The sequence below is a fragment of the Imperialibacter roseus genome, assembly GCF_032999765.1.
Taxonomy (GTDB): Bacteria; Bacteroidota; Bacteroidia; order Cytophagales; family Cyclobacteriaceae; genus Imperialibacter; species Imperialibacter roseus.
Genome location: NZ_CP136051.1, coordinates 5,647,639 through 5,663,663, shown reverse-complemented (window position 1 = coordinate 5,663,663; position 16,025 = coordinate 5,647,639). Strand labels below are relative to the sequence as shown.

At 47.5% G+C, this 16,025-nt stretch carries 4 protein-coding genes; all 4 read left to right on the top strand.

What is annotated here, in order from left to right; translation table 11 throughout:
• Positions 1-55: 55 nt before the first annotated feature.
• Entirely contained in the window at positions 56-4,051 is a 3,996-nt protein-coding gene (locus tag RT717_RS23835) for a hybrid sensor histidine kinase/response regulator transcription factor (RefSeq protein ID WP_317488848.1), read from the top strand.
• Positions 4,052-4,193: 142 nt separating this feature from the next.
• Positions 4,194-5,324, top strand: coding sequence for a right-handed parallel beta-helix repeat-containing protein (locus tag RT717_RS23830; protein WP_317488847.1), 1,131 nt, complete (start codon positions 4,194-4,196; stop codon positions 5,322-5,324).
• A gap of 20 nt (positions 5,325-5,344) precedes the next feature.
• Positions 5,345-10,552: a T9SS type A sorting domain-containing protein gene (locus tag RT717_RS23825; RefSeq protein WP_317488846.1), complete on the top strand. Its 5,208-nt coding sequence runs from the start codon at positions 5,345-5,347 to the stop codon at positions 10,550-10,552.
• A gap of 166 nt (positions 10,553-10,718) precedes the next feature.
• Positions 10,719-16,022, top strand: coding sequence for a beta strand repeat-containing protein (locus tag RT717_RS23820; RefSeq protein ID WP_317488845.1), 5,304 nt, complete (start codon positions 10,719-10,721; stop codon positions 16,020-16,022).
• Positions 16,023-16,025 lie beyond the last annotated feature (3 nt).

Genomic DNA, 16,025 nt, shown 5'->3' with positions numbered 1-16,025 from the left:
ATCTGTTATAGCCGCTCAGCCGACAAATTGCATCTGCAATCTAACCTTCGATCGTATGAAACTTGCTTTCAGAGGTCTCATGGTACTCATCATTTTTTTTTGCTGGCAAAACCTATTTGGGCAAAGCCGCAATGAGATGGGGATTCCACTAATAACGAATTTCAGCCATAAAGAAACTGGAGGGCACGCTCAAAACTGGGCCACGATTCAGGATGAAAAAGGAATACTGTACTTTGCCAATACCAATGGGGTTTTAGAATTTGATGGCGTTCGATGGAGGATAATTGAAACTAAAACCGGCCTGTTTTTCTCTCTCGCTAAGGATGAAAGTAATAGAATTTTTGCTGGCGGCTACGACGAAATCGGCTATCTGGCACCGGATTCAATCGGACAAATGCAGTTTGTATCCCTCAAGTCTGAAGTGGGGGAGGAAAATAGGGACTTTAGAAATATACGAAGAACCTTCTCTACACCTGAAGGGACTTATTTTTGTGGGTATAGTCACATTTTCCGATGGGATGGGTCAAAAATGAAGACCTGGCAGTCGGGCGAAAACACATTCGGCATCTCATTTTTTGTAAACAATGATTTCTATGTGCAGCAGCGAAATGTGGGTCTTCTGAAGCTTGTGGCAGACTCGCTGCAGCTGGTGCCGGGGAGCGAGAAACTGATGGACAAGCGATTCTATTTTATGCTTGGGAATAAAGCTGGTGGGGGCTTGGTCATTGGGACAGCAAATGATGGACTTTACCACTTCGACGGGACAGAATTTTCGGCGTTTCCCACTGAAATTGATGCTTTTCTTAAGGAAAGCCTACTTTATCATGGCATTTGGCTTGAGGATGGAAGCATGATGCTAAGTACCATATTGGGGGGAGCCGTAGTAGTTACCGGTGGTGGGGAGTTAAAATACAGACTTCATGCTGGGAACGGGCTTCAAAATGATGCGGTTCACGCTGCATTTGTTGATGATGGTGGTGCCGTATGGTTGGCGCTCGACAACGGAATAAGTAAGGTTGACGTTGCATCTCCAATTACTCGTTTTGACCAAAAAAATGGTGTTCGTGGCATAGTGAATGCCATTATCAGGCATGACAATGAACTATATGTAGCAACGGGCCATGAAGTCTCAACAATACGGAATGATAAGGACGGTGCAATGTTGAGCGGCATTGAGGGGGCCAATAGCGCCTGGTCTTTTCTGACGGTCGACCGTTCTTTAGTAGTTGCCACCGATTTTGGCATTAAGGTATTGACTAAAAGCGGCTTCGAGCAAGTTCCTGTAGCTCCTCAGGGATATCGCCAACTTTATCAATCTCCTCAAAACCCAAACATTGTTTACGGCGGCACTACCGATGGCGTGGCAGTGTTCGAAGTGAAAGGCGGAAAATGGGAGAGTCTTGGAAAACTACCTGATGTCGGAGGGGAAATTCGCCGAATGCTGGTCGTGGATAGTATTCTTTGGATTAGCACCTTTCATCGTGGTATTTATCGACTGAAAACGGATCCGGGCTCACCGCTTGAGATTCAGGAGGCGCAGCTGTATGATACGCTGGGAGGCCTGCCCTCCATGGTTGAAAATTTCGTTTATCCATACGGAGGAGGTAAGGTTATAGTCACCCACCGTGGTATTTTTCAGTTTGATGCTGGGCTGAATAAATTTCGACCTGATTCTACTTTTGGAGATATGCTGGCCAATGGCTCTCATGCCGCCTATTTCTTTGAGGAAGGGACTGATGGTAGAGCATGGATACATATATACAATCGTGATAAGAAGGTTAGGGATACTGGCTATGCAAAAAGGGGAGAAGATGGAAAGTACGCCTGGGCGAATAACGCCTTTGCGGGATTGGAAGACGTCAACCTTTTTTACATCTATTCAGAGCCTAATGGCATTACCTGGCTGGGTGGTAACGATCTTTTGTTGCGACATGACCATAGCGTCTCTGTTAATTATGATAGACCTTTCAATACACTCATAAGGCGGGTTATCACCAAAAATGATTCCCTGATTTTTGGTGGGAACCAGAAGGAAAAAGCACTGAAAGTCCCCAAATTGGAGTTTCCGAACAATTTCATTCGGTTTCAATTTGCGGCGACCAGTTTCGACTTTGCAGAAAAAAACGAATACCAGACTATGCTGGGAGGATATGATGAAGACTGGTCGGCCTGGACAACGGAGACACAAAAAGACTTTACGAACTTATCTGAAGGGTCTTATACTTTCTATGTACGAGGGAGAAACATTTATGGTGTGCAGGGAAAGGTTGATTCCTATGCTTTTTTGATCCTTCCGCCATGGTATCGCACCTGGTGGGCATTTGTCATTTACCTGGCGTTGTTTGTGGGAACGATACAGTTCATTATTCGTCGGCGCTCCAAACAACTTAAAGAAGAAAAATTGGTGCTTGAACGCATTGTAGGACAGCGAACACAAGAAATCGAGCAAAAGAATGCACAGCTTAAGGAGCAGGCCAGGCAGCTTCAGGAAATGGACAAAGTGAAATCTAACTTCTTTGCCAATATTTCCCATGAGTTTCGAACACCGCTCACCCTAATACTTGGCCCGCTAAACGATCGGGCGGATGGCAACGATGCAGTGATGCCGGGCAGCGTGCTGAGCATGATGAAGTCCAACGCCGACCGGCTTTTGCGCTTGATCAACCAGCTTTTGGATCTGTCGAAGCTGGAGACCGGCTTGCTGAAGTTAGAAGCTGCAAAATATGATTTGGTATCATTTGTGAAAGGCCTGACCAGATCATTTGACTCGCTGGCAGATCGCCGAGGGTTGACGTTGTCTATTTACTCGGAGGTAGACTCGCTGGACATTTTTTTTGATGTCGACAAAATTGAAAAAGTCTTTTTTAATCTAATCACTAACGCAATTAAGTTCACAGAAGACGGCGGAAGCATCAGTTTGACCATAAGAGAATTACAAGAATCCGTCGAAATTGATGTGGCGGATTCAGGCATTGGAATCCCTGAAGATCAACTGAAAAATATTTTCGAGAGGTTTTATCAGGTAGATAGCTCAACGACTAGATTTCAGGAAGGTTCAGGGATCGGGCTGGCGCTGACCCGGGAACTTGTTGAGCTTCATCATGGGTCAATTAGTGTCAATAGCACCAGAGAGAAGGGTACAGTGTTTACGGTCAAATTGCTTAAAGGAAGTGCTCACTTTGGGAAAGACGAAATTGTTGCAGAAAAAGTGACCGTCGATGTTGCCACAAAGCCGGCTAAAAGCAAAGTTTTGACAGAGAATAGTGTAGTGGCTGACGATGGCCGTCTCGTCGTGTTGGTGATTGAAGACAACTCGGATGTGAGAACCTATATCAAAAGCCAACTGGAGGGACAGTTTAGAATTCTTGAAGCAGGCGATGGAGAAGAAGGGTTGGCTATGTCCAAAGAAAAGGTACCCGATTTGATCATCAGCGATATAATGATGCCGGTCATGGATGGATATACATTGACGAAGAAATTGAAGGAACATGTAGCCACTTCACATATTCCTGTTGTGCTTCTGACCGCCCGGGCCGACAGTCAAGATAAAATTGAAGGGCTTGTAACAGGAGCTGATGACTATTTAACCAAGCCATTTGACGGAAAAGAGTTGGCCGTGCGGATTGACAACCTGATTAATATCAGACAAAAGTTGAGGGAAAGAATCCGCCAGCAGGTCTTGTTGGAGCCGAGTCCAGTAGAAGCCATGTCAATGGACGAAACTTTTATCAGAAAAGCGGTGGCGCTCGTGGAGAAGCATCTGGCAGGTTCGGAATTAAGCGTAGAATGGCTGAGTGACGAGATGGCCATGAGTCGGATGCACCTCCACCGTAAGCTGAAGGCACTTACTGACCAATCGCCCAGCGAGTTCATCAGATCCATCCGGTTGAAGCGAGCTCACCAGCTCATCCGGAAGAGGAGCGCCACCGTGACAGAAATTGCCTTTGAGGTGGGCTTCAATAACCTTTCTTATTTTTCGAAATGCTTCAAAGAAGAGTATGGTTTGCTGCCCTCGGAACTTGAGGATAAATCAAGCGCTGGGAACTTCTGAGGTTTTTTGGGCTATATGTTACATCTGTGTGAGTCCGTGTTACGTGTCTGTTAGCATGTCGGTATCTGAGGGCCGAACTTGAAGCTATGAAAAAGCCAAAAGGCTGATCATCAGCTCAAGTTTTTAACTAACTCTCAGGATCATGAAAACCTTTTTTAATCAAAAAAATGGGCTTGCTTTTCTTTTGGGGATGCTCATAACTTACTTCGGAAGTGCTCAAAGCATTTTGACAGCGGATAGAAACCCGGGGGCAGTAGCCGTGCCGGGTGCTGTTTTTGTTGGTTCAACTGCTCTGCAGGACGCCATAGCGGCGGCGGTGGATGATGACATTATTCATGTAATCCGAAGCTCTAGCAGTTATGGAGCAATCACTATTGACAAGCGACTTAATATTTTTGGAATTGGGCTTTTCCCGGATACTGATGGCTCCAGCAGATCCTACGTAACCACGGTCGAGATAGCCGACCCGGCGGCAAGCGGTACCAGAATATCGGGTATGTATATTTCCTCCTCTCTGGCGCTTGGCGGTATTGCAGGGACACTATCGAATTTACTAATAGAAAATAGTGTAATCACAAGAATACAACATGCAGGAGCCATCACTGGTCTGAATAACGTCGTAGTCAGAAACAATATATTAGGCAGTGGCATTGGCAATAGCACTGAGGAGACAATCGATTTTCTTCAAGGCTATGTATCTAATATTGCAATAGTTAATAATATCATTTACGGTACCACAGCAGAAAGTTATGGGACCGCCACTTATGGATCAGTTACGACTGATCTCAGTACCATTGAAAACAATATTTTTATTCATACCGACGCAGAAGCAAATGGCTGGTTTGCTTTTAACCGGCTCACCAATTCTACTGTTAAAAACAATATCTTTTATGGCATTGGCCCAAGGGGCAAAACGGCTTTGTCAAACAACAGTTTCGAAAACAATCTTAGCTTCCATAGCAAGCCAACTCAAGGATTTCTCACTACTGGTGGCAACACAAGTGTTAATAATATTACTGGCCAAGACCCTCTTTTTGTCAATGTCTCATTTGGAACAGGAGTTCCCTCTCTCTCAACATTTGACCCAGCCCTGGATACGGGCTCACCTGCTCTTGGCTCAGGCACCAATGGCACCGATATGGGGGTGTATGGAGGCCCAATCCCTTTTAATTTGGAGGGCACCTTAATACCCACCATTCAGGTGCTCGATGTTCCTTCTATGGTGATTGAAGGCAATGACCTGAATGTGCACATCCAGGCCAAAGGAAACTAGTATAGCTCATCTCGAAAAAGATGAAAAGGCTTCTTTCCTTTTTGGGGTTGATATGCTGTGCGCAATTTGGGCTGGCACAGGCCCCGCAAATAACGGCCATGGAATACTATGTAGACGCCGACCCAGGTTTTGGCGGTGGTACCAGCGTTTTTTTCACACCTGCCGCTCAGGTAGATTTTAACTTTGCTGTGCCCACTGGCTCGCTTACGCCAGGCGTGCATACATTGTACGTTCGCACGATGGATGAAAACAACGTTTGGAGTCATTTTGAAAGAAGAGCTTTTTTTATCAGTCAATCCACAACCGAAACACGCAACAACATAGTAAGTATGGAGTATTACCTTGACTCTGATCCTGGTCAGGGTAATGGGACGCCGGTGGCGGTGACGCCGTCTGCTGATGTCGATGTTTTTGAGCTGATCCCCACGGCGTTCCTTAGCTCCGGTTTTCATAACATCTATTTCAGGGTGCAGGACGCATCCGGCCAGTGGAGTGCAGCAGAGCATCGGCCGTTTTTTATCAGTCAGTCAACGAGCGAGATCCGAAATGACATTGATGCCGTTGAGTATTTTATAGATGTTGATCCGGGTCAGGGCAACGGTGTGGCCGTAGCGGTAACACCATCTACAGATGTAGACCTGCTGGAGCAAATTCCCACTTCATCGTTAAGTGCTGGCTTTCACTCGGTCTATTTCAGAGTGCGTGATGCCTCCGGTCAGTGGAGTGCTACGGAGCATCGGCCGTTTTTTATCAGTCAGTCAACGAGCGAGATCCGAAATGACATTGATGCCGTTGAGTATTTTATAGATGTTGATCCGGGTCAGGGTAACGGTGTGGCCGTAGCGGTAACACCATCCACAGATGTAGACCTGCTGGAGCAGATTCCAACGTCATCGTTAGGTACAGGCTTTCACACGGTCTATTTCAGGGTACGTGATGCCTCCGGTCAGTGGAGCGCCACCGAACATCGACCATTTTTTATCACCACCTCGAGTGTTGAGGGTCAAAATACCATTACCTCGTTGGAATACTTTTTTGATGTGGATCCGGGATATGGAAATGGTTTGGCACTGGTCATTTCTCCCGGAACTCAGGTTGATGCGGCTATTCCTATACCCATTGAGTCACTTTCTCTCGGGATGCATACGCTTCATATCAGGGCTCTGGATGATAAGGGGCAGTGGAGTCATATTGAATCAAGCCCCTTTTTTAGGGATGGAACAAGGCTGATAACTACTGTTGAATATGCTATAGACACAGACCCCGGTGCGGGTCAGGCCACCGAGGTGGTTGTGGCTTCTCCCCAAAACCCCATTGATGAAAATGTCAGTATACCTATTGCGGTCAATTCGTTTAGTAGTGGCAGCCATAATCTCTTAACGAGGGTAAAAGATGGAAATGGAGCGTGGAGCTTAACAAATACGACTGCCTTCGAACTGCTAGGTTTTTCCCTTATGATAGACAGTGTGGCCCTTGATTCTATTTACAGAAAAACGGATGGAGCAAGTTGGGTAAATAGCACCAATTGGTTCAATGTGGATCTCAATACCTGGTACGGAATAGACACACTGGGAGGCAGGGTGCAAGCGGTGAGCTTGAGCAGCAATAATTTGGAGGGCAAATTCCCCTATGAATTGGCCTACTTATCTGAAGCAGCCAGTATTGATCTGTCAGGTAACTTTTTGGCAGACAGTGTCCCCGAACAGATAGTGAATTTGCAGGCGCTGACCAGTTTTAACATTAGCAACAACGAACTAACCCACTTGCCCGACATGAGCTCACTCGGCCTGCTCGCCTCATTTGATGTGAGCAACAATCGATTTACCTTTGAAGATTTAGAGCCAAACGTAGGCATCATCACCGTCAATGCAGGACAGAAGCCGTTCGGCCTGAGCCAAACAATTGGACTAAATGCTGGAGATAGTCAAACATTGGCATTTGCAGTCGGTGGTATTAACAACGAATATCAGTGGGAGAAGGACGGGGAGGATATTGTTGGCGCCACAACTGATACGTACGAAATAACAAACTTTGGCCCACTGAACCTCGGTGTATATAAACTGAGGGTAACCAACACTGTAGTTATGGGATTGACCCTCATAAGTGAGCCAATCACCATTAAATCGCCAGCATCGGTGCTTTCTATTACAAGAAACGATGCCAACCCAAATAACTTTTCTTCAGTTAGCTGGACTGTCGCCTTCGACCAGCCGGTGACCGGGGTTTCCGAAGCAAATTTCTCGCTTGTCGAATCCGGCGTAGCTAGTCCAATCTTAATAGCTGTATCAGATGCAGATGGGGTCAACTGGGTCGTTGCAGCAGAATTTGGCGCAGCCGGGGGCACCCTGGGCCTAGATTTCACCGACAACGCTGGAGTTTTGCCAAGCGTTATCAACATCCCTTTCAATGGGGAGGTGTATAGCATCGACAATATCCCGGCCACTGCTGACTCCGTGATTGTGCAAAGTGGGCCCCTGAATCTTGATTCACAGTTATTAGACTTCGACATACTAAATGGAGAGATAGGAGCAACGTTTGAGTATTTTATTAATAGTGAGGCGGACAGCAGTGCCCTGACAATAAGTGGCAGTAACACTATTTCCTCTGACCCAGAGCGCCTTACCGAAATAGATTTGGCCAGCTTGGCCGACGGTATTTTCAGTGTTAAAGTTGTTTTAACCGATAGTCTTGGCAATCGGGGCGATACAATTAGTACCGAAGGGCTCAAAGACATTGTTCCCCCTACAGCCACGTTGACTTACAGCCTGCCTCAGCCGTCAATAACAGGCGTCATACCTGTTGACGTCCAATTTTCTGAAGCAGTCACCAATCTAACAAGCCAGGATTTTGAGGTGCTCAATGGCGTCGTGGATACAATTGTCCGAACCAACGCCTCAAATTATCAGCTTATTTTGTTGGTCACCGCAGACATTGCATTGTTGCAGGCAAGTCTTCGGTCGGTCGGTGTGACGGACTTAGCAGGGAATCTTGCAGAAAATAGTAATGTGCTTGAAATCCGGAAAATCAAGGATGGTGTCATCGCATCTGACTCCCTGGCCCTTGTGAGCCTGTATAATTCTCTTGACGGAGCTAATTGGGTCAATAATACTAATTGGCTTGCACCTGGCCAGAAAGTTGAGAACTGGTTTGGAGTGACGGCGTCTCTTTCAAGGATAACGGGCATTGATTTGGTAGCAAACGGCCTTAGAGGGGGTCTGCCCGATGATATTCTTGTGCTTGACTCATTGAAAACCCTCGATATCAGCAATAATCAGATTTCCAGATTACCCAACCTGACTTCAATGGCACTTTCTACCACCAACGTTGCCAATAATGTTCTTGATTTTGCCTCACTGGAATTCAATATGGGACTTGCTTCTTTCACGTTTTCGCCGCAGTCTGCGCTCCTTACTTTTACGGACACCCTTCAGGAGAGGGGCGAAAGCCTGATCTTGGATCGCCAGGTCGGAGGAAGTGCAAACAATTATCAGTGGTTTAAAAATGACCTATCACTAGAAGGTGCTGCCGGGTTCAATCATACAATCGATTTCCCAACATTTGCGGACGAGGGCAATTATTATGTAGAGGTTACCAGTAGTATTGTTCCGGGTTTGACGCTCACAACTAAGCCGGTAGCACTCAGGGTGAGCTCCCTTGAGCGTGATAGGTTATTGTTGGAGGAGTTGTATAGCTTAACCAGTGGCGAAGCCTGGATCAATAATTCGGGATGGAACACGGCCGATCTATCATCTTGGTTTGGTATAACCGTTGCCAGCGACAGGGTAACCGGGATTGACTTGCCCGCAAACAACCTTTCTGGTGACTTGCCGAAGTTTCTGGGAGATATGAGGAAGCTAACAAGTATCAATTTATCGGGAAATGAAATCACCAGCCTGCCAGTTTTGACAAATATCATTCAACTCACGATGCTCAATGTCTCGAACAACAGGCTACAGTTTGACGATCTTGAGCCAAATATCAACATTCCCAGCCTGAACTATAGTCCACAAAAATTGGCCGGAGTGATGTTGGAAGAACTGATACCAGTGGGGGCTGATTACTTACTCAGCGTATCGATTGGTGGCAGTGCCAATAGTCATCAGTGGTTCAGGAATGGCGTGGAGGTGGAGGAAGGCAATGCGGCAGAGTATACTATTGCTGGGATAGATTTCGCTACGATGGGCGATTACCAACTGGAAGTTACGAATGCCAGGGTACCTGGCCTGACTATCAAAAGTAGCGTACAGCAAGTTTTAGCCACAGCCAATCTTTCGGGTAAAATAACAGACAAAAGCGAGCTCCCTGTCAATGACGCCTTTGGGGCACTACTTATAGTTAAGGCGGGCGCCTACGATACCACAGGTCACTTCAGAAGCGGGCCAAACGGGACATTTGTCATCGAAGATGTGGTGCTGGGCGATTATCTGCTTTATGCTGAGCAGGATATAGAGGTCTTTTTACCAAGCTTTTACAAAAGCACCATCGATTGGGCCTTTGCCGATCTACTTCAGCTCCGTGGCAATGTTGGTGAACTTGTGCTTACCATGGAGGGTGTTCTGCCAGTGTTAACCCCTGTAGATGGAGACAATACCTTCAGTGGATTATTTGAATCTGATTTTGGCGACGATGGGGCACGGGTGTTTGATAGAAAACGGGTAAAAGGTGCGGGAGTAAGTTTGAGTCGCTCAAGGTTTAGGGCGAAGGATAACGATGAAGGCTACGAGCTGATCGCCTATGTTCAAACAGATGAAACGGGTCAGTTTGAGATGAACAACCTGCCTGATGGAGACTATCGTGTTAATATTCAGTATCCGGGTATTCCGATGGATCCCACTTCTTTTATCGAGTTTCAGCTTGGCGGTGGCAACGGTGTTGAGCAGAACAGCATCCGTATCAATGCGTTGGCTACGCCAACCAGCATTGTGGTGACCAAGGTGGAAGAGACGGGCATCTATTTGGATTACTTCAAGGGGCTGACGGTGTACCCTAACCCGGCCAATAAATTCTTGACAATCCGTTATGAGAAATTAGTGAGGGGCGAAATAGTAGCCGACTTGATAGATTTGACGGGTCAGACAATAAGAAGCGCTAACCTTGAGCCGGGCTCTGATAGACAGGTTCTTCTTGACGTTGACGACGTGAAAGCAGGCATGTATATTTTGAGATTTTATGATACAACGGGAAATGGGGGGAGTGTTATTTCACTAAGAATAATAATAAGCAGATAGCTGGCATAAACCGGCTAATACCAACTTTACCACTTAGGAAGTTTAAGTGATATTTTTTATTGATAAATTCTTATATTGGGGTGCTGCCTATAGCCCAATTTGCGGGCCTTTTTTTAATTATTGTATTTTCTTGAGCCGAGTATTGGCTCAACCGATCTAATCGAACATGAAATTTAAAATTTTGGTGTTCTCAATAGTACTGGTAGGTGCTATTCAGAACTTGTATGCCCAAAACTCAGTTGGCATTGGCACAGAAACGCCCAATCAAAATGCTGTCCTTGAGTTAATTGCTATCAATGGAAATCAAGGCTTTCTTGCTCCCCGGCTAACCGCTGCCGAGCGAACAGCCTTCGCAGCCAATCTGACGGCTACCGACAATGGTATGTTGGTTTTCGACAGCGATGATGGGACATTGTATGTTTGGTACAACTCAACCTGGAACGTCATTGGATTGTCTCAACTTGTGGCTGGCAATGGCATTTCAATTTCCGGTCAGGAGATCACTAACTCAGGAGATATTGATGCGACAGATGATGTGACCATCACAACGGCATCTGCCGGTGATGTGTTGGGCCGCTTCGATTCTCTGGTAGTTTCGGGGCTCAAAGGACTGCCGCTCGACAGCATCGCCCCATCCACAGGATTTAGCCTCGTTTGGAATGGAAGCCTTTGGAAATTCGCCCTGGATTCGGCGTCTAATCAGACAGTTATTCCCAATGCAAACCTATTAGCTACCAATACGCAGGCAGCACTCGAAGAACTACAGGTGGAGATATTGTCTATCACCAGCGGCCCAAACAGCATTAGCAGCTCTGAGATAATAGATGGATCGATTGCTGACGCAGACATAAATGCGACGGCCGATATAGCAGGAACAAAGGTTAACCCAGACTTTGGTTCGCAGAATGTTTTAACCACAGGCACAGTAACTGCTGCTTCTTTCTCTGGAGACGGAAGTGGTTTAACCAATATACCAGCGACGCCAGGGCCAAATACGGTAGGTAGCCCAGAACTTATTGATGGATCGATTGCCGATGCGGATATCAACGCTGCCGCCGCAATTGCTGGTACTAAGGTTACTCCAAACTTTGGTGCTCAGAACATATCGACCACCGGATTAGTGACGGCAAGCTCCTTTTCTGGCGACGGGAGCGGATTAACGAACATTCCCGCCACCCCAGGCCCGAATACTGTCAGCAGCGCAGAAGTTGTAGATGGCTCAATCGCATTTTCCGATTTGAACACCGCTGTAGTGGATGGAGTTACACTGGCTTCGAACGGCTCGTCGTTTGAGGTGCGTGACAATGGTGTGACAACGGCTAAGCTGGTGAATGGTTCGGTGACAGACGCCAAGGTAAGCGACGTAGCGCCGGCAAAGATTACCCAATCGGGCGCAACCACAGGTCAGGTATTAAAATGGACTGGCAGTACCTGGGCGCCTGCGACTGATGTTACAGGTTTGGCTTCGCTTACCAGCGGCACGCTGCTGATTGGCGACGGCACCAATACTCCTCAGGAGCAGGTAATTACTGGCCATATCACTGTTGATAACACAGGAATAGCTCAAATCCAGTCGGCAGTTATTACGCACGACATGGTCAACGACCTGTCCTTTGTGGATGGTATTACATTGGCGTCGAATGGGTCAACGTTTGAAGTCCCGGCCGGCGGGATTTCCAGCCTGGAAATACTTGATGGAACAATTTCAGACATTGACATCAGCGATGTTGATGCGGGAAAGATAATAGGTCTGGGCACTGCGGCGACACTTAATGTTGGCACCGGGCCTAATCAAATAGTTCAGCTGGATGGTAGTGGTGCTTTGCCTGCTGTAGACGGGTCTAGTTTGACTGGAATTGTTCCGGTAATTGGAGCGGGCACTATTGGTGCCACGGAATTGGCGGCAAACGCAGTCACTAATGGAAAAATAGCAGATGGTAACGTCACCGGAGCGAAAATCGCCACTGACGCAATAAGCAGTGATAAAATTGTTGATGGCTCAGTCATCACAATCGATCTGGCAGATGGTAATGTGACCACTGCAAAGCTTGCAAATAATGCAGTTACTGGCGTAAAAATAGCTGATGGCTCCATTGCGGATGCCGATATTGCCGATGTTGCCGTGGGCAAAGTGACAGGCCTTGGCACAGCCGCCACGCTTGATGCAGGGGTCACTACAAACGACCTGGTTCAGCTACCATCAGACGGCACGCTTCCGGCGCTTGATGGGTCAGCGCTGGTAAATATGTCGGCAGCTCAAATCTCAGGTCTGGGCTCAGCGGCCACGCTTAATGCAGGCACGGGTGCAAACAACCTCGTTCAGCTTGATGGCACGGGTGCACTCCCGGCAGTCGATGGCAGTGCTCTGACCGGAATCACGGTCCCGGGATTTACAGGTACGCTAACTGGAGATGTTACAGGCACTCAGGGAGCTACTGTTGTGAGCCAGGTAAATGGTGTACCTGTTGCTACCGTAGTCTCTGGGGCAAATGCGGCCAATAGCGCTACCGATGTTAATATATCTGGGACAATAGTCGCAAGGGATGGCTCAGGCAACTTCGCTGCCAACAACATCACCGCAACCAGTTTTGCTGGAGATGGTGCTGCGATCACGGGGCTCGATGCCAACGCTATCAATGACATGGAGGTTAATGCAACCGATAATTTTGTTGCTGTTGGTGCCGGTACCGGGAACACCGCCGCAAAAGCCGGAAGTGCGGGGACCGATAACACATTTCTGGGAGCGAATACCGGGCAAGCAACGTCTGGCAACGGAAATACATTCGTTGGATCCAATGCTGGCTTGACCAATACAAGTGGAGCTCACAATGTTTTCATTGGGGGTGATGGTGGAACCAACACGACAGGCAATTTTAACACATTGATTGGGGATAACGCTGATGTAGGTGTAGACGGCCTCACGAACGCAACGGCAATTGGTGCTAATGCTGTGGTGAGTACAGACAATGCAATCGTATTGGGAAGTTCTGGTGTTAAGGTGGGAATAGGCACTAGCAGCCCGGTAAGCGGGTTACAAATCTTTGATGACTACCATTTATTTCATTTTGATAACGGCTCGACCGTCGATGGCGAATTTTTGAGTGAGAATCTCTATCCTGATGAGCTGGCTAATTTAATGAAATACACTAACGCTGGTCCGGCAAGTGCTATTTACCAGCACGGTGGTATTATTCAGTTTTTGGTGGGAGGTAGCCAACCAGCGGAGACCGACGCATTGACAGGGGTTGTTCAATCCGCTCTCGTGCTGGACAATGCTGGCGACGCCCAGTTTGGAGGCGCAGTCGAAGTGGGGGATGTTAAAGGTACACCAACATCGGGAATGATCCGTTACAATGGTAACTTCGAGGGGTTCGATGGTGTCTCCTGGAATTCTTTCTCAAGCTTGGCCTATCCGGTAACCGATATAGTGGCTGATGGTGGTACCCTTATTGATATTGTCAACACTGGCGGGGGAGGAGCGGCGTCCTTTTCTATTAATAACACTTCTGCCATAAGCAGCGCTGTCAGCATTTTTAACGATTCTGATGATACTGGCTCAAATGGGCTCAGTGTTTCACATACGGGGCTCGGCGGAGGGGCGGAAGTTATTATTGGCAATGGCTTAAACAATCAGTATGGTCTGCTCGTAGAGACGGTTGGAACCAATTCAGCTGGCCGGTTTCAGGTAAACAACGTATCGAATACAGCTGCGGCATTGTCGAGCGAAGTAATTGCCGGAGCAGGTGCGGGCCTTGAGGTAACGACCAGCGGAGATGGTTATGTAGCTAACTTTAGGAACCTCAATGCTTCCAACAGCGTGCCTGCCCTCATCGTAGGCAACGATGGAACAGATCAGGTAGCAATATTTCAAAACACAGGCAATGCAACGGCACCCGCCGTAACCATCAACAACAGCGGCACTGGAGCCGCATTGGAGATACAATCAGGCAATACATCTAGAATTGGCCAGGATGCCAGTTTTGGGGGATTGGTGTCGATAGGTCACTTCGCTCCAGGCGTTTCACTCGACATTGCAGGCAACGATGCTATCAGAATACCTTCCGGTACTACCGCTCAAAGGCCAACTCCAGTGGTGGGCATGATTCGCTACAATACCACCCTCGGTACTTACGAAGGATATGATGGAAGCGCCTGGCAAGATATGGCAAGCCAGGGGACTACGGGTGCGCTTACCCAGGACTTGCAGTTTGATGGCGCGACAAACAGAACTATTCAGGTGAATGCAGCTTTGAGTGGAGTAGGCAGCGATCTGATTTTGAAGTCAGGTGATGGAGCCACTAATAGCGATGTCGGTGGCGATATAGTGCTGAGTCCGGGCGTTCAACCAGGCTTTTTAACCCCGTCGGATGTGATTGTGAACGGAGCCATGAGACTCAACGGCCCAAGCGGTTCGCCAGTGGCTTTTGCAAATGGCGATTTCCAGTTTGAAACTGGTGGCAACAGAAACCTCAGAGTGGGTACTGTTCCTTCCGGCGCTGGAAACAACTTGTCGATTCAGGCTGGCGGCACTTCGGGAGGAACTGGAGGTAACCTTGGATTAAACGCTGGCACGGGAACTGTAAGTGCCGGTTATATTTCAATGTCAGGAACAAACCTTATTTATGGGGCTTCGGATCTGACTCACAAAGTAGAGTTTACTGATGGCACGGCCGCTGGATCCGTTTACAATATGCTTTCGCTGACAAACAATAACACATCAGGAACAGGAACAGGTGTTGCCTTGTCATTCAGAGGATCAACAAACGGAAGCAACCGGTTTGACCTAGGGAAAATATCAGCCGCTAAGAGCTCTCCTACCGCCGGCGGCATGAAACTTAGCGTTCTTACCAATACAGCAGGACCTACTTATGTGGATGCGATCAATATAAATGGGTTGGGCCGAGTAGGAATTGGTAACCCAACGCCGGCAGAGGCATTGGATGTGACGGGAAATATACAAGCTAGCGGAACGGTGGACGCTGCCGACTTTACGTTCTCGTCGGCTGTTACAAGATATGCAAGCTACAGTGCTAATGTGTTTGATGTTTTGACGATGTTGGGCTCTGATACAAAGTTTGCGACACCCAATGCAGTAACCGGGTATCATTACTTTAATGGAGTTTCGGGCGCATTGGGCTACGCCGTAGCATCAATGAACTTGCCCGATGGTGCTGTGATTACTGAGCTTGCTGGCTGGGTTTGGGACAACGACGCCACGTCACCCTCAAGAATAGAGCTTGTAAGACATGAAAATGGAACTAGCAACTATTTGGTAATGGCTACGGTAGAAAGTGATGTTCCCACAGCATTGGCTTCAGTTCAAAGCGTTTCTACCGTGTCTGTTTTCTCCGGTGCGATCGACAATTCTCTGTACTCATATTTTGTGAGGTATACTGGTAAAGACGACAATACCCAGAACACCAGGCTGTATAACGCAAGAATACAGTACCAAATAACCAAACCATATTAATTG